A 20,833-nucleotide genomic window follows, 5' to 3' on the forward strand; every position below is an offset into this window, starting at 1 on the left:
TCCGTGCCCGTGGTGGTCCGGAGGACGGGCCCCGGGCGTCAGCGTCGCCGCGCGGTCGGCGTGAGCTCGTGGGCGCCGTAGCTGTTGTCGTCCGGGTTGACGGTGACGCCGGGGGCGACGAGCTCGTCGATCCGGTCGAGGACGTCGTCGCCGAGCGTGATGTCGAGGGCCGGCAGGTACGACTCGAGCTGCTCCGTCGTGCGCGGACCGACGATCGCGGAGGTGACGCCCGGGTGTCGGACCACGAACGCGATCGCCAGCTCGACGAGCGTCATGCCCGCCTGCTCCGCGAGCCGGGCGAGGTCCTCGACGACGTCGAGCTTGCGCTGGTTCGCGGGGCTGCTCATGTCGAAGCGGGCGCTGGGCCGCGCGCTCGAGGTCGGGGCGGACGCGGAGTCCTTGCGCCACCGGCCCGACAGCCAGCCGCCGCTGAGAGGGCTGTACGTGAAGGTGCCCATGCCGTGCCGGAGGACCGTCGGCAGGACGTCCTCCTCGATGCCGCGCACGAGGATCGAGTACGGCGGCTGCTCGGTCACGAAGCGCTCGAGGTTCCGCTCCCTGGACGCCCACTGGGCCTCGACGATCTGCGACGCCGAGTACGACGACGACCCGATGTACCGGACCTTGCCCTGCCGCACGAGGTCGGTGAGCGCGCCGAGCGTCTCCTCCACGTCGGTGTCGGGCGACGGCCGGTGCACCTGGTAGAGGTCGAGGTGGTCGGTCCTGAGGCGCCGCAGCGAGTCCTCGACGGCCCGCATGATCCACCGGCGGGACCCGCCCCGGTGGTTCGGGTCGTCACCCATCGGCATGAAGAACTTCGTCGCGAGGAAGACGTCGTCCCGACGCCCGGAGATCGCCTCGCCGACGATCTCCTCGGAGACGCCGGCGGAGTACACGTCGGCGGTGTCGACGACGTTGATCCCGGCGTCGAGGGCACGGTGGACGATCCGGGTCGCGTCCTGCCGGTCGTCGTTGCCCCAGGGGCCGAGCATCATGGCGCCGAGGGTCAGCGGGCTGACCTGCACCCCGGTGCGTCCGAGCGGTCGGAGGTCCATGCTCACGCCTCGGGGATGTCGCGGCCGAAGGTCTCGAGCGTGATGTCCTCGGGCTCCGGGCCGCCGCGCACGCCGGTGTCGAGGGCGTCGACGGCGGCGATCTCGTCGTCGGTGAGCTCGAAGTCGAGGACGTCGAAGTTCTCCGCGATGCGGTGCGGCGTGACCGACTTGGGGATGGCGGAGCGGCCCTGCTGCAGGTGCCAGCGCAGCATCACCTGGGCTGGGCTCTTGCCGTGCGCCTCGCCGATGCCGACGATCGTCGGGTCCTTCAGCGTGCTGGTGTGCTCGCCGTCGCGGTAGAACGTGATGCCGCCGATCGGCGACCAGGCCTGGGTGAGGATGCCGTGGGCGGCGTCGGTCGCGAGCACGTCGGGCTGGCGGAAGTACGGGTGCACCTCGACCTGGTTGACGGCGGGCACGACGGACGTCTCGGCCAGGAGCCGGTCGACGTGCTCGGGCATGAAGTTGCTGACGCCGATGGCGCGGACCTTGCCGTCGGCGAGCAGCGTCTCCAGGGCCTTGTAGGCCTCGATGGTGAGGTCGAAGCGGGAGGGCAGGGCCTGGTGGAGGATGAAGAGGTCGATCTGGTCGACGCCGAGCTTGCCGGAGCTCTTGTCGAACGCGTGCAGCGTGGTGTCGTAGCCGTAGTCGCTGATCCAGACCTTCGACTCGACGAACACGTCGGAGCGGTCCAGGCCGGAGCGGCGGATCGCCTCGCCGACGCCTGCCTCGTTGCCGTACGCGGCGGCGGTGTCGATGTGCCGGTAGCCGGTGGACAGCGCGGCCTCGACCGCGGTCACCGTCTCGTCGGGCGGCGTCTGGAAGACGCCGTAGCCCAGGGCGGGCATCTCGACGCCGTTGTTCAGGGTGAGCGTGGGTACCGGGTTCGTGGTCATGCTCTCGACGGTAGGCGCGGTCAGCCGAGCACGGGAGGTCCTGCTGGTACCCCGCTCCTCAGGACGGCGGTGCGAGGAGGACCGGACGGGCGGGGTACTGCCAGGGCCTCCCACGTCCTGCGCTGCGGTCCTACCGTCGGGGAGGTGGACATCACGCACGCGAACCTCGCCGAGGTCAGGACGATGGGCGGGCCCGCACCGAGCCGGCGGACGCTGCTGCGTGCCGCGCTCGCGGGTGCGGCGACGATCGCCGCCGGGTGCGCCGGAGACCCGCGACCCGGGCCGAGGACGACCGCGGTGCCCGGCGACCCGTCGCAGGACGGCACCCAGCAGTCGGAGGAGACCACGGAGATGACGGCAGACCCCACGGCGAGCGTGCTGCTCGTGTACTTCTCGCGTGCCGGGGAGAACTACCACGAGGGAGGCCGACGGGACCTCGAGGTCGGCAACACGGCGGTCCTGGCCGGGATGATCTCGGACCGGGTCGACTGCGACGTCTACGAGATCGAGGCGGCCGACCCCTACCCGGAGGCGTACGACCCGACGGTCGAGCGCAACGTCCGGGAGCAGGAGTCCGACGCCCGGCCGGCGATCGCGGGGGATCTCCCGGACGTCGCGGGGTACGACGTCGTGCTGCTCGGCAGCCCGGTGTGGAACGTCCGGGCGCCGATGATCATGTCCACGTTCGTCGAGGGCGTCGACCTGCGCGGCAAGAGCGTCCTGCCGTTCGTCACCTACGCCGTCTCCGGCATGGCCGGGATCGACGACGACTACCGTGACGCCCTGCCGGACTCCGACGTGGGCGCCGGCCTGGCGGTCCGCGGGGAGACCGTCGCGGACGCGGGTGCGGAGCTCGAGGACTGGCTCACCGCAGTCGGCCTCCTGGACGAGAGGGAAGCAGATGAGTGAGAACACCGGGAACCAGGGCCGCGTCGCGGTCATCACCGGCGCGTCGTCCGGGATCGGCGCGGCGACCGCTCGCGCGCTCGCGGCCGACGGCTACCGCGTCGCGCTGCTGGCGCGCCGGGCCGACCGCATCGACGCCATCGCCGCGGAGATCGGCGGCGGCGCGATCGCGATCCCGGCTGACGTGACCGACAGGGGCGCGCTCGTCGCGGCCGCCGGGCGCGTCCGGGAGGAGCTCGGCGGTACCGACGTGCTCGTCAACAACGCCGGAGTGATGCTCCTGGGCCCGTTCTCCTCCGACCGCCACGACGACTACCGCGCGATGGTCGAGGTCAACCTGCTCGGTGCCATCACCACCACGGAGGTGTTCCTCGACCAGCTCAAGGACGGCGGCGGCGACCTGATCAACATCTCGTCCGTGGCGGGGCGCGCCGCTCGGGCGTCCAACGGCGTGTACGCCGCGACGAAGTGGGGCGTCAACGGCTGGTCGGAGTCGTTGCGCCAGGAGCTCCTGCCCGACGTGCGTGTGACCCTGATCGAGCCCGGCGTGGTCGACACCGACCTGCCGAGCCACATCACCGACGAGGCGACGCGCGCAGCCGTGCAGAAGGGCTACGACGTCGCGACCGTCCAGCCCGAGGAGATCGCGGAGGTGGTCGCGTTCGTCCTCGCCCGCCCTCGTCACCTCGCGATCAACGAGATCCTCCTGCGTCCCGCAGACCAGCTCGGATAGCGACCTCTCGGTGCGGGAGCGGCGACGGGCCTCCCTTCCCGGGTAACACCAGTGCCTCCCACGCCGCGGCGCCCGGACGTACCGTCGAGGCATGGACCTGAAGGCCGAGACCCGCGAGTTCCTCGCGTCCCGCCGCGCACGCATCACGCCGGACCGCGCCGGTCTGCCCGCCTGGGGCGGCAACCGTCGCGTGCCCGGCCTGCGGCGCGAGGAGGTCGCGATGCTCGCCGGCGTGAGCGTGGACTACTACACCCGCCTGGAGCGCGGCAACCTCGCGGGCGCGTCCGAGGAGGTGCTCGAGGCGCTGTGCGAGGCCCTCCAGCTCGACGACGCCGAGCGCGTCCACCTCTTCGACCTCGCTCGGGCGGCGAACGCCTCGGGTGCGGCGCGGTCCCGCGCACGCCGGGCCCCGGCGCCCGTCCTGCGGCCCGCCGTCCAGAGGATCCTCGACGCGATGGAGGGTGCCCCCGCCTTCGTCCGCAACGGCCGCCTCGACGTGCTCGGGGCGAACCGGCTGGGCCGGGCGCTCTACGCGCCGCTGTACGACTCGCCGGAGCAGGTCGCGAACCAGCCGGTCAACAGCGCGAGGTTCCACTTCCTCGACCCGCGGGCGGCGCGCGAGTTCTGGGGCGAGCGCTCCGAGCGGATCGCGCACGACGCCGTCGCCATCCTGCGGGCCGAGGCCGGGAAGAACCCGTACGACAAGAAGCTCACGGCCCTGGTCGGCGAGCTGTCCACGCGCAGCGAGGACTTCCGGCGGATGTGGGCCTCGCACGACGTGCGGCTGCACCGCACGGGCACCAAGACGTTCCACCACCCCGTCGTCGGTGCGCTCGAGCTCGACTACGAGGCGCTCGTGCTGCCCGCCGACACGGGGCTCCAGCTCAACGTCTACACCGCGGTGCCGGGATCGCCGTCGGACGACGGCCTCAAGCTGCTCGCGTCCTGGGCCGCGACCGCGCTGACCACGACCGCGGAGGGCGCAACCCGCTGAGCGACGCCCAGCTCCGGCGACTCGGCAGGCCTGGCAGGAAATGGACGATGTGTGTCAGTCCGGACACTGGGCTCGGACGACCTCGCACGGCATGATCACCGTCATGGGCGATGAGCGCGCACGTGAAGACAGCAGCCAGGGTCCGGTCGTGGCCGTGCTCGGCGCCACCGGGCACACGGGACGGTTCGTGGTCGCCGAGCTGCGCGAGCGCGGGTACCGGCCGCTCCTCCTCGGTCGCAGCGGGGACCGGCTGGCGGCGATGGTGCAGGACCGGCCCGACCTCGAGGCGCGACAGGCGTCGGTGGACGACCCGGGTTCCCTCGACCGCGCCCTCGCCGGCGCGGCCGCCGTGATCAACTGTGCCGGGCCGTTCGCCACGACCGCGGCGCCGCTGATCGAGGCCGCGCTGCGCGCGGTGATCCCGTACGTCGACGTGGCGGCGGAGATCGAGGCGAACGTCGACACGTTCGCCCGCTTCGGGGACCGGACGCGCGCCGCAGGTGCGCTCGTGGTCCCTGCGATGGCGTTCTTCGGCGGCCTCGGCGACCTCCTCGTCACGACGGCCAAGGGTGACTGGGAGGCCGCGGACGAGGTGCACGTCGCGTACGGGCTCAGCAGCTGGCACCCCACCGCGGGCACGCTCGACGCGGGTGCGGTCTCGGGCCGTCGGCGTGGTGGACGCCGCGTCCGCTTCGCGGGAGGGCGGCTGGAGTACCACGACGACCCGCTGCCGACGCTGAAGTGGGCCTTCCCCGCCCCGCTCGGCCCGCAGCCCGTGCTCGGCGAGTTCACCATGGCCGACGTCGTGACGGTGCCCAGTCACCTGGACGTCCCGGTGGTGCGCACCTCCATGACGGCCGTCGCGGCGGCAGACCTGTCGGCCCCCGACGCATCGGCCCCGGTCGCGGTCGACGCGCAGGGGCGCTCCGACCAGACGTTCGTCGTCGACGCCCGGGTGCGCAGCGGCGGGGTCGAGCGGCGCGCGGTGGTGAGCGGCCGGGACATCTACGCCGTCACCGCGCCGCTCGCGGTCGAGGCGGTCGAGCGCATCCTGACGGGCCGGACCAGGACGACGGGCGTCGCCTCCGCGGGGGCGGCATTCGACGCACCGGACTTCCTCGCCGCGTTGTCGGACCACCTCGCGCTGCACGTCCCGCTCGACGCGCAGGTCTGACGGCGAGCGGGACGTGGCGCTCAGGCCGAGGCGACGTCCCGTCGTCGGAAGCCCGCGACGGCTGCGCCGAGCAGCAGGACCACGACGGCGGACAATCCGAGCAGGTAGCCGACGTCGAGATCCTCGCTGAACGCCGTCGGGACCCAGTGGAACGGGGAGACCCAGAGCGCGGCGTCGGGCAGGTCCTCGATCAGCCCGCCGAACATCCCGATCACGAACGTGTAGGCGAGCAGCGCCCAGCCGGCCCCGGTCGCGCGCGGCACCCACGCGTAGAGCGCCGCGGTGAGCGCGAGGTACACGAGCACGGCCGGGAGGTAGCCCACGAGCACGGTCGTGTAGGCGCCCAGGTCGGGGCCGCCGCCGTCGACCGCCACGCCCCCGAGCCACACCGCGTAGACGCTCACGGCGAGGAGGACGGCCGTGCCGACGCCCGCGACGAGGAGCTGCGCGCCGAGCCAGCGCGCGCGGGACACCGGCAGCGCGAGCACGACCTCGGCGCGCCCGGCCGACTCCTCCGCCTTCGGCCGCAGCCCCATGACGACGGCGTACGCGGCGCAGCACAGCGCCCCGTACAGCATCATCACGCCGAGGAACCCGAGGGTGAACTGGTCGGGGTCCGCGCCGAAGATCGCGGCGACGGTCGGGTTGTCCTGGGCGATCCCGCCGACCATCTCGTCGATGTCGGGAAGCATCGTGCCCGACGCGAACCACATCAGGCCGAGCCCGATGCACGACCACAGCAGGGCGGAGCGCTGCTGGAGCCAGGCCAGCGACACGGGACCGCGCAGGGAGGCGCGCGCGGTCGCCCGCCCCCCGCGCGTCGCGAGCAGGCCGGCGCCGAAGTCCCGGTGCGACGCGAGCACGGCCGCGAGCCACAGGAGGAGCGCGATCGCGACCACGCTCAGCAGCGCCGGCCACCAGCGCAGGTCGACGAACGCGCGCATCTGCTGCGCCCACGCGATCGGCGAGAACCAGGACAGCGCGCTCCCGCCGAGCTCTCGCATGTCGCCCGCGGCGCGGACGACGAACGCGACCCCGAACACCGCGAGGCTCAGACCCGTCGCGGTGCGCCCGTGCTCGGTGACCTGGCACAGCACCAGGGCGACCGCGCCGAAGACCATCGCGCTGAGCGCCGACCCGAGGGTCATCGCGAACGAGTCGACGACGGCGAGCCCGCCCGTGCCGACCATCGTCAGCGCGGACAGGGTCGCGATGACGAGCTGGGCGGCCACGAGCGTGACCGTCGTCGCGACGGCGGGCGCGTGGCGGCCCACGGGAGCCGCACGGACGAGCTCCGCGCGGTTCGACTCCTCCTCCGCGCGCGTGTGCCGCACGACGTGCAGGATGCTGAACAGCGCGAGCGCCAGCACGACCCACGTGATGCCCTCGTTCGCCATCGCGACACCGGTCGTGTAGTGGTCGACGCCGTAGCCCGGGCCGCCCATGACGATGCCGGCCGGCGTCTCCATGACCGTGGCGCGCGCCTGCTGGGCGGCGGGGTCGGCGAACAGCGTGTCGAGCGCGAACGTGAAGTAGGCGTAGAACAGCACGACGGACCCGGCCCACACCGCGAGGCGCACCCGGTCGCGCCGCAGGATCGACCGGACCAGGGTCCACGTGCCGGTGAGCGTCGTCCCGCCGGTGGAGCGGTCCACGGGACCCGCTGCCGCGGGTCGCGTCAGCGTCGTCGTCATCGCGCACCTGCCGTGCTGCGCGCGCCGTGGCGGCCGGGTGCGTCGCCGTCGGACGCGCTCTCGGGACCGTCGCCCGAGACGTCGTCGCCGTAGTGGCGCAGGAACAGCTCCTCGAGGGACGGCGGGGCCGCGGTGAGGCTGTGCACGCCGAGGGCGCTCAGGGCGGCCAGGACGCGACCCACCTGCGCGTCGTCGACGTCGAACCCGACGCGCGTCCCCGCGTCGGTCCGCGTGGAGGCGAGGTCGTGGACGCCGTCCATCGCGGCGAGCGGTGCCGGGTCGCCGTCGACCACGGCGGTGACCGTGGACCGGGTCAGGTGCCGCAGCTCCGCGAGGGTGCCGGACTCGACCGCGCGCCCGGCGCGGATGATCGTCACGGTGTCGCACACCTTCTCCACCTCGGAGAGGATGTGGCTCGACAGCAGCACCGACGTGCCGGCGGCCTTGGCCTCGCGCACGTGCTCCGTGAACACGGCCTCCATGAGCGGGTCGAGGCCCGAGGTCGGCTCGTCGAGGACGAGGAGGTCGACGTCCGACAGGAAGGCGGCGACGAGCGCGACCTTCTGCCGGTTGCCCTTGGAGTACGTGCGCGCCTTCTTCGTCGGGTCGAGCTCGAAGCGCTCGAGCAGCTCCCGGCGGCGGCGCGCGGTGCTCTCGCTGCGACCGCGGCCGCGCAGGCGCGTGAGGAGGTCGATCGCCTCGCCGCCCGTGAGGTTCGGCCACAGCGTGACGTCACCGGGGACGTACGCCAACCGGCGGTGCAGCGCGACGGCGTCGCGCCACGGGTCGCCGCCGAGCAGGTGCACCGAGCCGGAGTCGGCGCGCAGGAGCCCGAGCAGGACGCGGATGGCGGTCGACTTCCCGGCCCCGTTGGGGCCGAGGAACCCGGCGACCTCGCCGGGCCGGACCGTGAGGTCGAGCCCGTCGAGGGCGGCGACGGTCCCGAAGGACTTGCGCAGGTCGTGGGTCTCGATGGCGGGGGCCTCGGCGGCCCGGGTGCTGGTGGTCATGGTTCCTCTTCTCGCGACGGTGGGAGCACGTGTCGGACGGCGCGCGGTGCCGGCTCAGGCCGACGGCGCGCCCGGCTCGGCGGGCGGGTCGCCCACGTAGAGGAGGTACTCGTCGAGCATGCGGCGGGACGTGAGGAAGCCCTCGGTGTACAGCTCGAGGGCGGGGAGCGTGATCTCGTCGAAGATGCGGCGCATGGAGGCGCTCACGTCGCCGAGGTCCTCGGGCGGGTCGATCGTGATCGACAGGAGGATCGCGCCCAGGGCGGACAGCGTGAGGTAGCGCGCGCGGCGTCGTTCGTCGCGGCTCGCCACGGCGACACCGGCGGCCACCGCGGTGCCGACGTACTCCTCGGAGTCCTCGATCATGTGCGCGACGAACGCACGGGCGAGCGGGCCGCCGTCGAGCAGCGAGCGCAGCACGTACCCCATGGCCGTCGAGTAGCGGTCGGCCGTGGCGAAGTACTGGAGGAACGCGCCGGAGTCCGTCCGGACGATCGCCTCCGACTTCGCCGTGCGGATCTGCTCGAGGACGCGCTCGTCGCACGCCTCCCGCAGCCCGTCCTTGGACCCGAAGTGGTGGACGACGAGGGCCGCGCTCACCCCGGCGTCCGTCGCGACCGCACGCAGCGGGGCGCCGAACCCGTCGCGCGCGAACCGCTCGACCGCGGCGTCCCGGATCCGGGCGCGCGTGGTGAGGTCGGAGCTCGTCCCGCTCGGCCGGTCGTCCGTCGTTGAACGCATGTTCAGCATGCTAACCGCGTGTTCAGTCCCGTGTCGAGAGGACGTCGGGCCGGCATCCCTGTGGACGATCGGCTCCCGGGGACGCCGGGCCCCCGTACCGTGGCCGTCGGCAGGAGCCGCCTGCCGACGAGAGCCTCGGAGGCACCGCGACCGTGACCGTCCCGCACGACGCCGCACACCAGGTGGAGCACCGCGTCCCGCCTCCCGTCCGCCGCGAGCGCACCGGCCTGTTCGTCGGCCTCGTGAGCGGCGGCGCCGTGGTCGTGTGGGGGGCCGGGCTCGCGATCCTCGCCGCCGTCTGGGGCCCGGACCCGGGTCCACGACCCGCGCAGGCCGAGTCCTCGGTCGCCCAGCCCGAGCCGAGCCGGAGCGCCGAGGAGCCGGGCGATCCGGCGGCGGGCGGTCCGGCCGAGGGGGAGGTCACGGACGACGAGACTGCCGACGAGCGCGCGGAGCCCGAGGAGGCGGAACCGGCCTGGCTCGAGGAGGAGTACCGCACGGGCGCGGAGATGGACCCGGCCTCAGGACCGTCGCTCGCGCCGATGTCGTGGGAGTTCTACGGCGACAACGACTGGACGGTGAACGACTACCCTCTGTCCCTCGCGGCCCGCCAGGACGTCGCGTGCGACGCCCTGCCGCAGGTGCCGGCACTGACGCAGGGCGTCGCCGACGACTGCGTGCAGGGCTTCGCGGTGCGCGTGGTGTCGCGGCAGGGCCCGCAGGTCGCGGCGGACCTCGTCGTGGTCGAGGTGGGCTCCGAGGAGGTGGCCGACGAGATCGTGGCGGCGTACGACCGGGTCGCCGGATCGGGGAGCGAGCTCGCCGACGCCTCGGGCGCGGCCGACGCGGCGCTGCAGGTCGCACCCCCGCCGGGCTACGAGGACTCGTACGCGGTGCTCGACGACGGGAGCGGGACGCCGATCCTGCACGCCACCGGGAGCGTCGTCGTGCTCGTCCGGCTCGGCGACACCACCGCGGCGCACAGAGGCCCGGCGACCGAGCTCGCGAGCGCCGCGCTGTTCGTCGTGGCGGACCACGAGGTGGCGCAGCTCTTCGGCTGACCCGTTGCGCGTGCCGTGCCCTCTCGTCCGTGGAACCATCGCGATGGTCGCGCGCAACCGGACGGGGGTGGACGTGGACACGGACGTCGAGGGCGTCGAGCAGGAGGTGTCGACCGGCTCGCTGCCGGGCTGGGACCGCGTCGAGGAGCTCGTCCACGCCGCGCACGAGCGGTACCGCGACCACGCGGGCGGCACGGTCGCCGACTACATCCCGGTCCTCGCCGAGGCGGACCCGGCGTGGTTCGGGGTGTGCGTCGCCGAGTCGGGCGGGGCGGTGCACGCGGTGGGCGACGCCGACGTGGAGTTCTCGGTGCAGTCGATCTCCAAGGCGTTCGTCTACGCGCTCGTGTGCGAGGAGTACGGGCACGAGCGCGTGCTCGAGCGCGTCGGCGTGGACAACACGGGTCTCGCGTTCGACTCGGTCATGGCTGTCGAGCTGCACGACGGCCACCCGCGGAACCCCATGGTCAACGCCGGTGCGCTGGCCACGACGGCGCTCGTGCCCGGCGGTTCGCCGGCCGAGCAGTGGGAGACCGTCCGCACCGGGCTGTCGCGCTTCGCCGGCCGCCAGCTCGAGCTCGACGGTGTCGTGTACCGGTCGGAGTCCGCGACGAACATGCGCAACAAGGCGATCGCACGACTGCTCGAGAGCTATGGGCGCATCGAGACCGACCCGCTCGAGGTGGTCGACGTCTACACGCGCCAGTGCTCCCTGCGCGTGACCGCGCGGGACCTCGCGGTGATGGGCGCGACGCTCGCAGACGGCGGGGTCAACCCGCTCACGGGCGAGCGTGTCGTCTCCGCGCAGGTGTGCCGGGACACGCTCGCGGTCCTCGCGTCGACCGGGTTGTACGAGCGGTCGGGGGAGTGGCTCTTCGAGATCGGGCTCCCGGCGAAGTCGGGCGTCGCGGGCGGCATCGTCGCGGTCGCGCCGGGCAAGGGCGCGATCGGGACGTTCTCCCCGCCGCTCGACCCCGCGGGCAACAGCGTGCGCGGGCAGCGTGCGACGGCCTACCTCTCGCGCGCCCTCGGGCTCAACCTCTTCGCCTCCTCGGTCCACGTCCCCGAACGAACGGAGCGCGGCTCGTGACGCACGACGACGCGGCCGGTCCCGCGCACGGGTCGACCGCTCCGCCGCCCGCGGCCGAGGAGCGGCGGTCCTGGGTCCCGATGGTCGGCCTGTTCCTCGCGCAGGTCCTCATGTCCTTCAACGTCGCGGCCCTCCCCGTGTCCCTGGGCGGGATGGTCGAGGAGTTCGGCGTGCCCCCGACGGTCGTCAGCTCGACGATCGTCGTCTACGGGCTCGCCGTCGCCGCGCTCGTCATGACGGGCGCGAAGCTCGGTCAGCGGATCGGGTGGGTCACGGTCTTCCGCGTGGTCGTCGCGACGTTCGCAGGCTCCGCGGTGCTCATGATCCTCTCGCCGTCGGTCGGCTGGGCGATCGCGGGGCAGGCCGTCGCGGGGGCGTCCGCCGCGATCATCGTCCCCGCGCTCGTGGCCCTCATCGCCGAGAACTACCACGGCGCGCAGCAGGCGACGGCGATCGGCTCGCTCGGGTCCGCCCGGGCCATCTCCGGGGTGAGCGCGTTCTTCATCGGCGGCGCGCTCGGCACGCTCGTCGGGTGGCGGCCGGTGTTCGGCATCGTGCTCGCCCTCGCGATCACCGTGTTCGTCTTCAGCTTCCGCCTGCGCTCCGACCGCGGCGACCCCGGGATCCGGATCGACCTCGTCGCGGCGGTGCTCATCGGCGCGGCGATCGTCCTCCTCACGCTCGGGTTCAACAACCTCAACTCCTGGGGCCTGCTCACCGCGACCCCCGACGCGCCGTTCAGCGTCGCCGGCGCCTCGCCCGCGCCGCTCTTCGTGGTCGTCGGCATCGTGCTCGGCCAGACGTTCTTCTGGTGGACGAGGCGACGTGCCGCGCAAGGCCGGACGCCGCTCGTCGACCTCACCGTGCTCGGCTCGCCGAGCGAGCGCGCCGCGGTCTACGCGATGTTCGTGGTCGTCGCGCTCGAGGCCGCGCTGAACTTCACCGTGCCGTTGTACATCCAGATCGTGCAGGGTCGTACACCGTTCGACACCGCCCTCGCGATGATGCCGTTCAACCTCACGGTGTTCGTCACGGCGACGCTCGTCGTGCGCTTCTACGGGCGGTTCTCGCCGCGGGTCATCGGCGTCTTCGGCTTCGTCCTCACGACCGTCGGGCTCGCGTGGCTCGCGCTCGTCGTCACCAACAACTGGGAGACCTTCCCGACCATCCTCGGGCTCTTCGTCTTCGGGGTGGGCCAGGGCGCGCTCGTCACCCTGGTGTTCAACGTCCTCGTGACGGCGGTGCCCAAGACCCTCGCGGGCGACGTCGGGTCGATCCGCGGGACCACGCAGAACCTCGCGTCGGCGGTCGGCACCGCCCTGGTCGGCGCGCTGCTCGTGACGATCCTCGGGATCAACGTGGGGCGTGCCGTCGTCGAGCACCCCGAGCTGCCGCCGACGCTCGTCGCACAGGTCGACCTCGACAGCGTGAACTTCGTGAGCAACGACGACCTCAAGGAGGTGCTCGACCGCACCGACGCGGACGCGGTCCAGGTCGACGCCGCCGTGGCGCTCAACGAGGAGGCGCGTCTCGACACCCTGCGACTCGGTCTGCTCATCCTCGCGGGGATCAGCGCGACGGCGATCCTCCCGGCGAGCCGCCTCCCGCGCTACCGCCCGGGCGAGATCCCGGACCCGTCACCCGAGACCTGAACGGACGCGGCGGGCAGTACCGGCGGCACCCGCGCCGCCTCGGTCCTGCTGGAGGCGCGGCTCGGCCCGGTGCGGGGTCCCGTCGGAGACCGTGCTCCGGGCCTGTCCTCGTAGCGGGTGGCGATCGCGACGGCCCGATCGCGGAGGGAGGCGCGCAACGACGCCGGGGACAGGGCTTCCGCATCCGTGCCGAGCTGCCAGAGGGCCCACTCGGCGTGCCGTGCGTCCTGAAAGGTCACCTCCAGCCGTGTCCAGCGGTCCTCGTCGAGCTCCTCGGCGAGGACGGCCAGCGCGGTGTCCACCAGCTCCTCGCGCCTCCCCGGGTGCACCCGGACCAGGACGGTCACCTGGTCGCCCCCGGTCCGGAACTGGGTGCTGCGCTCCTGCCAGAGGCGGTCCAGGTCGACCTGGGCCGGTCGGTCCGCGGGTTCGGCCAGCTCCTCCGCGGCCTCGATCCGGGACAACCGGTACGTGCGGTCCGCGCTCGACGTCGTGGCGAGCAGGTATCCGGTGCCGCGCACGGTGACCAGTCCGATCGGGTCCACCGTGCGCCAGGCCGCGGTCCGGCCCACCGGGCCGTAGCGGATCCGCAGCCTGCGCCCGGCCAGCACGGCCCGCCGCACCGCGACCATGACCGGGCGGGGGACCTCGTCGGTGGCCTGCCGGCGAGAGAGCAGGTCCATCTCGGGGTCGACGAGGATGCGCCGGGCTGCGTCGCTCGCCGTCGCCCGGTGCCCCTCGGGCAGGGCGTCCAGCACCTTGCGCACGGCGGAGGCGTGTGCGGACCCGAGGCCGAGCGGCCGACCGCCGCGCACCGAACCGGCGGTCAGCACCGCGAGCGCCTCGTCGTGGCTCAGCCCGGTCAGCTCCGTCCGGAAGCCGGCCAGGAGCGCGAACCCGCCGTGGCGGCCGCGCTCGGAGTAGACCGGCACGCCGGCCGCGGCCAGCGCCTCGATGTCGCGCAGCACGGTGCGGGTGGACACCTCCAGCTCGCGGGCCAGCGTGGTCGCGGACAGCCGACCGCGCTGGCGCAGCAGCAGCACCAGCGAGACCAACCGATCGGCGCGCACGGGAAAGATCCTACGGACATACATGACACAGGGTGTCGTGATGCACCGGGAGGCTCGTCGTACGAAGCACGGACGGCGGCTGTCGAGCCGGCGCGAGCGCTTACCTCGATGAGCGGACGGAGACTGACGTGGCAGTGGAACGAACGGCGATCAACCCGGTGACGTGGTCGGAGGAGCTCGGTTTCAACCAGGGCGAGCTGGTCTCGGGGCACACCCGGACCCTGTACTGCTCGGGTCAGACGGCAACCGGCACCGACGGCTCGCCCCGGTTCGAGGGGGACATGGCGGCGCAGCTCGCGCTGAGCCTCGACAACGTGGAGGCCGTGCTCGGTGCGGCCGGGATGTCCCTGGCGAACCTCGTGCGGCTCGACGTCCACAGCACGGACACCGATCTGCTCCTCCGGCACTACGGGGTGCTGGCCTCGCGTCTCGGCGCCGCGGGGGTGGCACCCACCACGACGATGCTCGGGGTGTCGCGCCTGGCGGTCCCCGGGCAGATGGTCGAGCTCACGGGCACGGCCGTCGCGTGAGCCGGGGCGGGCGTCCCGCGCGACGTGTGGGACGCCCGCATCCGGCCTGGCGGTGCGGGGCGCGGATCCTCACGACCCGCAGAGCGTCGCCACCACCTCTCCGGTGCCCGGGTGGCCCGGGTTCCCCGCGTACCCCGCGTCGGTCCGCACGACGACGACCTTCTCGACCGTGCCGGTGGTCGTCGACCCCGTCTTCACCGGGTCGGACGTGACGACGACCGCCATGAAGGGCGGCACGGTCGCCGGCGGGTGCGAGCTGTTGCCCGGGCGCGACGTCCAGGTCCCGCCGCACACGGGGGCCGCGGCGCCCGCACCGACGAAGCCCTTGAAGGCCGCCGGACCGCCCGCGTTGCGGCCGGCCCACTGCGCGCCCCAGAAGTACACGTCGTCGCCGTCGGCGTGCGCTGCGTCCGCGCCGACCGCGTAGAAGCCGCCCACGGGCCACGACCACGGCTCGCACGCGTCGCCGGTCCCGTCGCCGTCCGTGTCGGTCTGCGCCGGGTCGGGGTAGGTCGGGCAGACGTCCTCGCCGTCGTCCACGCCGTCGCCGTCCGTGTCGGTCTCGAGGAACGTCGCGTGCACCGTGCACGCGGCGTCCTGGCCGAGCGTCAGGGTGACGGTGCCGTCCGCCGCGCAGTCCCCGCCGACGGCGACCGCGTACCCCGCGGGCGCGGTCGCCACGAGCGTCCGCACGCCGGCGGTGGTGGTGACCGGCGAGCCGCTGGTGACCGGGGCGCCGTCGAGCGTGAGCCCGACGTCGTGGACGGCGGCCGTACCGCCCTCGACGATGACGGTCGAGGAGAGGACGGGCGCCACGTCGTCGACCGTGACCACGCACGTCACGTGGTCGCCGTACGCCAGGTCGAGCGGCGCCGTGCAGCCCTCGCGCGCGCCCTCCGCGTAGCCGGCCGGGACGGTCGAGGGCGCGACCGCGTACGTCCCCGGCGCGAGCTCGTGCGTGACGCCGGACCCCGATCCCGACGAGACCGCGACGACGGTGCCGTCGCGCGTCACCGAGACCGCGACGTCGGCGGGCGAGGCCGCCCCGCCGGCGTCGTTCACGACGCGCGTCACGATCGTCAGGCGAGGCCGGGCGACCACCGTGTCCGTGTCCGTGGCGGTGTTGTTGGCGGGTGTGAGGTCCGCACCGTGCGTCCCGTCGTCCGTGGCCGTCGCGGTGACCGTGAGCTCGTCGCCGTGACCGCCGTCCGCGCGCACCGTCACCGTGCGGACCAGCTCGGCGCCGGCGGCGAGGTCGGTCGTCGGGAACGTCACCGTCCCGTCGGTGGCCGTGCCGCCGTCGGACGCGGCGACGAACGTCGCGCCCGCCGGGAGGTCGACGCTCACCGCGACGCCCGTCGCGTCCGCCTCGCCCGCGTTCGCGACGGTGACGGTGTGCTCCACCTGCTCGCCGGCGCCCACCTCGGTGCGGCCGTCGTCGATCGTGACGACGAGGTCGGGCCGCTGCGTGATCTGCGTGACGCAGCCCGACAGCAGCGCCTCGAGCACCGGCGTGGGGTTCACGCCGAACGTGCCGATGTCGAACACGGCGCCGCCGCTCTCGACCGCGAGGTCCTGGTACCCCTGCGAGCCCGCACCGGGCGTGACGATCGAGTACAGCACCGCCCCGCGCGCGGCGAGGGCAGCGCGGGCGTCCGCGAGCGTCACGCCGAGGGCCTGCTGGACCGGCTCGTCCGCGACGAGGACGAGGCACGCGCCCGCGCCGGGCCGCAGCCCGGCCGTCGGGCCGAGCGCGTCGACGATCGCGTTGACCCCCGGCTCGGTGCCGCCGCTCGTGGTGAGCGCCGCCGCGGCCGCGGAGACCTCGTCGAGGTTGTCCGTCGGCGGGACGTGCAGGTGCGGGAGGTACCCGGCGCGGCCCGGGAGGTCGTGGTCGCTGCCCGCGCCGAAGCCCCACAGGCCGATCTGGTGGTCGATGCCCGCCGCGAGCTGGTTCGAGATCGAGACGACGTTGTTGCGCACCGCGGCCTGGTACGTCCCCATCGACCCCGACTCGTCCACGAGGAACACGACGTCGCCCGGCGGGCGCAGGGCCGTGGTCACCGCGTCCGTGTCGGTGGCCGCGCCGCGGACGCGGTCGCCGGCGAACGACCCCGTCACCGAGCCCTCGGACCCGGCGAGGGGCAGGGTCGCGCGCACGACGCCGTCGGCGTCGGTCGTCAGCGTGCGGGACTCCGCACCGAGCGCGAGCGTCACCGGGGCCCCGCCCAGCGGGGCCCACGACTCGCGGTCCCACAGGACCGCGCGCACGTCGACGTCGCCGCCTGCGGCGGTGCCCGGGACCGGGTGCACCGACAGGTACGAGCGTCGGGTGCCGACGGTCGCCGTCGTCGTGTCGGTCCGCGTCCCGCCGTCCTTGTCCGTCACGGTGAGCGTCGCGGTGTAGGTCCCCGCGGCGGTGTACGCGTGCGGCACGCGGACCGTGCTCGTCGAGCACGGCTGCACGTCGGCGGTCGTGCCGTCCCCGAAGTCCCAGCGGCACGCGAGCGTGCCGCGGTCGCCGGTGCCGGGGTCGGTCGCGCTCGCGGCCGGCGTCCAGAGGGCGTCGACGAAGAGCGACGCGTTCGCTCCGGCGTCGGCCGTCGGCGGGGCGTTGGTCACGGTGACCGAGCGGGTCGTGCTCGCCCGCTGCCCGAAGGTGTCGGTGACGGCGAGGGTCACGTCGTACGTGCCGTCGTCGGGGAAGGAGTGGCTCGGGGCCACGGTGCCGGCGGTCGTGGTGCCGTCGCCCCAGGTCCACGTGCGGTCCACGACACCGCGGTCTGTCGTCGGGGTCGTGTCGCGGAACGCGGCGCCCGACCCCTCCGCGACGGTCACGGGCCCGGTGGTCGCGACCGCGGGCGGACCGACGACGGTCTGGGGCAGGGTCGTGCCGGCCGTGCGGCCGGTCGCGTCGGTGACGGTGAGCGTCACGGGGTAGGTGCCCGGCGCCGCGAAGGTGTGCGTCGGGCTCGCCTCGGTCGAGGTCGCCCCGTCGCCGAAGTCCCACGCCCACGCGACGACGTCCCCGTCGGGGTCCTGGGAGGCGTCGCTGAAGGTGACCGTCGCGTCGCCCACCTGCCCGGTGAGGAGCCGCAGCTCGTCGACGGCGAGGTAGGCCGTCGTGCCCCAGCGGTCCTTGGCGTCGAGTCGCACGTACCGTGCGGCGACCGGGCGGTCGAGCTCGAAGGTCTGCAGCGTGGCGTCGTTCGCGACGCGACCCCGGAGGACCGTCGTGAGGTCCGCCGGGTCGGTGCCGGTCGTCGAGACGGCGAGCTCGACGTCGCGCACGCGCGCGCCGGACGCCGCGGAGCGCAGCTCGACCGCGCTCACGAGGTAGTCGGCCCCGAGCCGGAGCGTCGCCCACTGGTCGGTGACCTGGCCGTTCGCGGTGCGCCAGGGGCGCGAGGCGTCCGGGTAGTCGACGTCCACCATCTCCTGCGGCGCGTACGTCGCGGACGCCTGGCTGGACGACCCGACGACGGTCGCGCCGTGGGCGAGCAGCGCGACGTCGGTGCGGCCGCCCGCCGGGAGCGGCTCGAACGACGCGACGGGCGGGCCCGACACGTCGACGCGCCGCGTGACGACCTCCGAGACCGCGCCGAGCGCGTCCGTGACGCGCAGCGCGACCGTCGCGTCGGCCGCGAACACGTGCTGCGGGGACTGCTCGGTGCTGTCGACGTCGAACGTCGTGCCGTCGTGGTCGAGGTCCCACTCCCAGGAGGCGATCCCGTCAGCGTCGGTCGAGGCGTCCGCGAGCAGGACGGTCGCGCCCACCTCGGGCTCGGCCGGCTCGACGGAGAACGCCGCCACCGGGCGGTCGGTGACGACCACCTCGCGGGTCACGCTCGCGCTCTCGCCGTCGTCGTCGGTGACGGTGAGCGTCACGGGGTGGGGGCCGGCCGTCGTCCACGTGTGCACGACCTCGCGGGTCGTCGCGTCGGGCGAGCCGTCCGCGTCGAGGTCCCACGCCCGGTCGCGCACCTCGCCGTCCGGGTCGGTCGAGGTGTCGGTCAGGGTGACCTCCTCGCCGAGGATCCCCGGCTGCGGCCCGACGTCGAACCCCGCCTCGGGCGGACCGGAGTCGCGCGTGCCCGGGTCGCAGTCGTCGTCGAGCCCGTTCCCCGGGACCTCTGGCGTGGCCGGGTGCACGGCGGCGTCGTCGTCGGCGCAGTCGGCGTTCGCGGTCCAGCCGTCACCGTCCGCGTCGGGGTGCGTGACGAGCACGGACCAGTGCGCGGTGCGCTTCGAGACGCCGTCGGACACGGTGACGCGCACGTCGCGGGCCGCCGGGTCGGCGGTCGTCGCCGTGACGGTGAACGTGCCACCCGTCCCGGCCGGCTGCCCGTCGAGCTCCCACTGCGGCGTGAGCGTCTCGCCCGCCGGCCCCGTTCCGGTGGCGGCCAGCTCCACGGCGGAACCGAGCGGGATCTCGACGACGCCCCCGTCGGGCGGCGGGGTGAGGCCGCCGAGGGCCACGCCCGGGTCGCGCGCGGCGACCGAGAGCGTCGCGACGTCGACGCCGAGGCGACCGCCGCCGTCGGTCACCTGCACGGCCACGAGCGTGTCGCCCGTGCTCGTGGGGGTGACGGTCGCCGTCGGGCCGGTCGCGTCGTCGAAGGCGCCGTCGGCGTCGAGGTCCCACGCCGCCTGCGCGCAGTCCGCGCACGACGCCGCGACCTGCACCGGGGCGCCGACCGTCGTGGCGTACGGGCCGCCCGCGTCGACCACGGGGTACGCGGGGACGCCGCGGGCGGCGACCGCCGTCTCGAGCTCCGCGACGACCGGGTCCATCGCGTCGGCGACGCCGACGAACGCCGACGACATCGATCCGTTGGCCGCGGCCTGCGCGTCGACGAGGTCCTGGACCGACGCGAACGGGTGCTCGAGCTCGACGTCCTCCACGAGGACCCGGTTCAGCTCCGTGATCTCGGTCGTCGAGAAGCCCGCGTTGCGCAGGTGGCGCTGCTCCTCGTCGGTCAGCCCGTCCGTGGCGACACGTGCCTGCAGGTCGCGGAGGTCCTGGACGGCGGTGTCGAGGTCCACGCCCTGCTCGTCCAGCGTCGTGGTGAGCGCGGCCGCCGCCGCGTCCTGCTGCTCGAGCACGAGGGCGAGGTCGGCCGCGCGGGCCTGGACGTCCCGGCCGTGCATGAGGGCCGCGGCGACGTCGTCCTGCTCGGCGGCGCCCTGGTACTTCTCCATCGAGGCGAGATAGGCCTGGGTCAGCGTCTCGCCCTGCGCCGCGGTGTCGGCCCAGTCGGCGAGCGCCGTGCCGACCGGGTCGCCGGACGGCCAGTCGAACGTCGCGACGGCGCCGGGGAGCGCGGGGTCGGCGAAGTCGGGGTCCGGCGGGTCGGCCGCGATGCCCTCGTAGTGGCGCGAGTGGTTGACGACCGTGCGCACGACCTCCATCTGGAGCCGCAGCGTGTCCTGGATGCTCACCGTGGGGCACCACGGGCTGACCGGCGACCCACCCGGTGCCGCCGGCACGAGCGGGGTGCTGCACACGTAGGTCAGGTAGAACATCATGAAGCCCTTCATGTCGCGGACCATCGCCGACGACACGAGCTCGTACGTGCTGTACGCGGTGAAGAGCACGGTGTACGCCAGGGCGGCGTCGCGCCAGTGGTCCGCCTCGGCCGAGGCCGCGGACTTCATGGCGGCGATCGCGCCGCTCGGCAGCCCGGGCACGCTGCTCGGGATCGCGACGGAGAACGCCTCGCGCTGGATCGAGTCGGAGCCGTCGAAGACGCCGTTCTGGCACGTGTCCTCGACGACGTCGTACGTCCCGGTGCCGAGAGTGCCGCCCGGCGCCGTGATCGCGACCTGCTCGTCGATCACCGCGCTGCCGAGCAGGAAGCTCTGGAGCGTGTTCGGCGTCCCGCTCACGTCGGACAGGCTGCCGCCGGGACCGACGGTGCCCGTCGGCACGACGTACACGTCCGACGTCGTCTCGATGAAGTCGCAGTCCCGGGTGAGGCCGCCCGTCTCGATGAGGACGACCTCGTTCGGGCCGTAGACGGCCTTGCCGAACAGGAACGTCGCGGCGTTCGCGGAGGCCGGTGCCGCGACGACGACCGACCCTCCCACGGCGAGGACGGCGGCGAGGCCACCGGCGATCAGGGCGCGTGCGGTGCGCATGCAGGTCTCCCGTCGGGTCTGGCCGGCAGTGGCCGAGCGCCTTCATCCTGGGGGCAGCACCGCAGGGTGTCGAGGGTGAAGTTCGG

The 20,833-nt window shown here is 74.0% G+C and carries 15 protein-coding genes; 8 read left to right on the forward strand and 7 right to left on the reverse strand.

The genetic code is table 11. The annotated features are described in order from the left end of the window. Nucleotides 1-38 precede the first annotated feature (38 nt). On the reverse strand, nucleotides 39-1,055 hold the full coding sequence (locus tag ACZCLJ_RS13525) for an aldo/keto reductase (RefSeq protein WP_463104077.1): 1,017 nt from the start codon (nucleotides 1,053-1,055) through the stop codon (nucleotides 39-41). Between the two features lie 2 nt (nucleotides 1,056-1,057). Beyond that, nucleotides 1,058-1,951 (reverse strand): aldo/keto reductase, encoded by an 894-nt coding sequence (locus tag ACZCLJ_RS13530; RefSeq protein ID WP_463104078.1) that lies wholly within the window; start codon nucleotides 1,949-1,951, stop codon nucleotides 1,058-1,060. Nucleotides 1,952-2,095: 144 nt separating this feature from the next. Between ACZCLJ_RS13530 and ACZCLJ_RS13535 the strand changes: the two genes are divergently transcribed. From ACZCLJ_RS13535 to ACZCLJ_RS13550, 4 genes are all read left to right on the forward strand, one after another. After that, entirely contained in the window at nucleotides 2,096-2,860 is a 765-nt protein-coding gene (locus ACZCLJ_RS13535; protein WP_463104079.1) for a flavodoxin, read from the forward strand. Continuing rightward, nucleotides 2,853-3,590, forward strand: a complete 738-nt coding sequence (locus tag ACZCLJ_RS13540; protein WP_463104080.1) for an SDR family oxidoreductase — start codon at nucleotides 2,853-2,855, stop codon at nucleotides 3,588-3,590. Before ACZCLJ_RS13535 ends, ACZCLJ_RS13540 begins: the two co-directional genes overlap by 8 nt. Before the next feature lie 91 nt (nucleotides 3,591-3,681). Then, nucleotides 3,682-4,584, forward strand: coding sequence for a helix-turn-helix transcriptional regulator (locus tag ACZCLJ_RS13545; RefSeq protein WP_251152907.1), 903 nt, complete (start codon nucleotides 3,682-3,684; stop codon nucleotides 4,582-4,584). Nucleotides 4,585-4,732: 148 nt separating this feature from the next. Beyond that, nucleotides 4,733-5,758 carry an NAD(P)H-binding protein gene (locus tag ACZCLJ_RS13550; protein WP_463104081.1) on the forward strand — a complete coding sequence of 342 codons (1,026 nt, stop codon included), beginning with the start codon at nucleotides 4,733-4,735 and terminating at the stop codon, nucleotides 5,756-5,758. Between the two features lie 20 nt (nucleotides 5,759-5,778). Here ACZCLJ_RS13550 and ACZCLJ_RS13555 read toward each other — a convergent pair whose 3' ends face one another. Genes ACZCLJ_RS13555 through ACZCLJ_RS13565 form a run of 3 tightly spaced genes read right to left on the reverse strand, consistent with a single transcriptional unit; the run spans nucleotide 5,779 to nucleotide 9,203 of the window. Further along, on the reverse strand, nucleotides 5,779-7,452 hold the full coding sequence (locus ACZCLJ_RS13555; protein WP_463104082.1) for an ABC transporter permease: 1,674 nt from the start codon (nucleotides 7,450-7,452) through the stop codon (nucleotides 5,779-5,781). Then, nucleotides 7,449-8,462 carry an ABC transporter ATP-binding protein gene (locus ACZCLJ_RS13560; protein WP_463104083.1) on the reverse strand — a complete coding sequence of 338 codons (1,014 nt, stop codon included), beginning with the start codon at nucleotides 8,460-8,462 and terminating at the stop codon, nucleotides 7,449-7,451. The genes ACZCLJ_RS13555 and ACZCLJ_RS13560 overlap by 4 nt, the downstream gene beginning before the upstream one ends. 54 nt (nucleotides 8,463-8,516) lie before the next feature. Next, complete coding sequence (locus ACZCLJ_RS13565) at nucleotides 8,517-9,203, reverse strand: TetR/AcrR family transcriptional regulator (RefSeq protein ID WP_251152903.1); 687 nt, start codon at nucleotides 9,201-9,203, stop codon at nucleotides 8,517-8,519. Nucleotides 9,204-9,355: 152 nt separating this feature from the next. Between ACZCLJ_RS13565 and ACZCLJ_RS13570 the strand changes: the two genes are divergently transcribed. Genes ACZCLJ_RS13570 through ACZCLJ_RS13580 form a run of 3 tightly spaced genes read left to right on the forward strand, consistent with a single transcriptional unit; the run spans nucleotide 9,356 to nucleotide 13,006 of the window. Then, the gene (locus ACZCLJ_RS13570; RefSeq protein ID WP_463104084.1) at nucleotides 9,356-10,264 is read left to right on the forward strand and encodes a hypothetical protein; all 909 of its coding nucleotides are present in this window, start codon (nucleotides 9,356-9,358) and stop codon (nucleotides 10,262-10,264) included. Nucleotides 10,265-10,307: 43 nt separating this feature from the next. Further along, nucleotides 10,308-11,354, forward strand: a complete 1,047-nt coding sequence (gene glsA, locus ACZCLJ_RS13575; protein WP_463104085.1) for a glutaminase A — start codon at nucleotides 10,308-10,310, stop codon at nucleotides 11,352-11,354. Continuing rightward, entirely contained in the window at nucleotides 11,351-13,006 is a 1,656-nt protein-coding gene (locus tag ACZCLJ_RS13580) for an MFS transporter (RefSeq protein WP_463104086.1), read from the forward strand. Before glsA ends, ACZCLJ_RS13580 begins: the two co-directional genes overlap by 4 nt. Here ACZCLJ_RS13580 and ACZCLJ_RS13585 read toward each other — a convergent pair. Continuing rightward, the gene (locus tag ACZCLJ_RS13585; protein WP_463104087.1) at nucleotides 12,964-14,076 is read right to left on the reverse strand and encodes a helix-turn-helix transcriptional regulator; all 1,113 of its coding nucleotides are present in this window, start codon (nucleotides 14,074-14,076) and stop codon (nucleotides 12,964-12,966) included. The two genes, ACZCLJ_RS13580 and ACZCLJ_RS13585, sit on opposite strands and share 43 nt — an antisense overlap. Before the next feature lie 134 nt (nucleotides 14,077-14,210). On the opposite strand from ACZCLJ_RS13585, the gene ACZCLJ_RS13590 reads away from it, so the two are divergent. Further along, the gene (locus ACZCLJ_RS13590; RefSeq protein ID WP_463106410.1) at nucleotides 14,211-14,606 is read left to right on the forward strand and encodes a RidA family protein; all 396 of its coding nucleotides are present in this window, start codon (nucleotides 14,211-14,213) and stop codon (nucleotides 14,604-14,606) included. Between the two features lie 69 nt (nucleotides 14,607-14,675). On the opposite strand, the gene ACZCLJ_RS13595 is transcribed toward ACZCLJ_RS13590, so the two are convergent. Then, entirely contained in the window at nucleotides 14,676-20,747 is a 6,072-nt protein-coding gene (locus tag ACZCLJ_RS13595) for a PKD domain-containing protein (protein ID WP_463104088.1), read from the reverse strand. Between the last annotated feature and the right edge of the window lie 86 nt (nucleotides 20,748-20,833).

The sequence above is a fragment of the Cellulosimicrobium sp. So1_17 genome, assembly GCF_055181235.1.

Coding starts and splice junctions, on each gene's coding strand:
- ACZCLJ_RS13530 (WP_463104078.1), bottom strand. CDS start 1,951: ATGACCACGAACCCGGTACCCACGCTCACCCTGAACAACGGCGTCGAG.
- ACZCLJ_RS13545 (WP_251152907.1), top strand. CDS start 3,682: ATGGACCTGAAGGCCGAGACCCGCGAGTTCCTCGCGTCCCGCCGCGCA.
- ACZCLJ_RS13595 (WP_463104088.1), bottom strand. CDS start 20,747: ATGCGCACCGCACGCGCCCTGATCGCCGGTGGCCTCGCCGCCGTCCTC.
- ACZCLJ_RS13525 (WP_463104077.1), bottom strand. CDS start 1,055: ATGGACCTCCGACCGCTCGGACGCACCGGGGTGCAGGTCAGCCCGCTG.
- ACZCLJ_RS13540 (WP_463104080.1), top strand. CDS start 2,853: ATGAGTGAGAACACCGGGAACCAGGGCCGCGTCGCGGTCATCACCGGC.
- ACZCLJ_RS13565 (WP_251152903.1), bottom strand. CDS start 9,203: ATGCGTTCAACGACGGACGACCGGCCGAGCGGGACGAGCTCCGACCTC.
- ACZCLJ_RS13560 (WP_463104083.1), bottom strand. CDS start 8,462: ATGACCACCAGCACCCGGGCCGCCGAGGCCCCCGCCATCGAGACCCAC.
- glsA (WP_463104085.1), top strand. CDS start 10,308: ATGGTCGCGCGCAACCGGACGGGGGTGGACGTGGACACGGACGTCGAG.
- ACZCLJ_RS13555 (WP_463104082.1), bottom strand. CDS start 7,452: ATGACGACGACGCTGACGCGACCCGCGGCAGCGGGTCCCGTGGACCGC.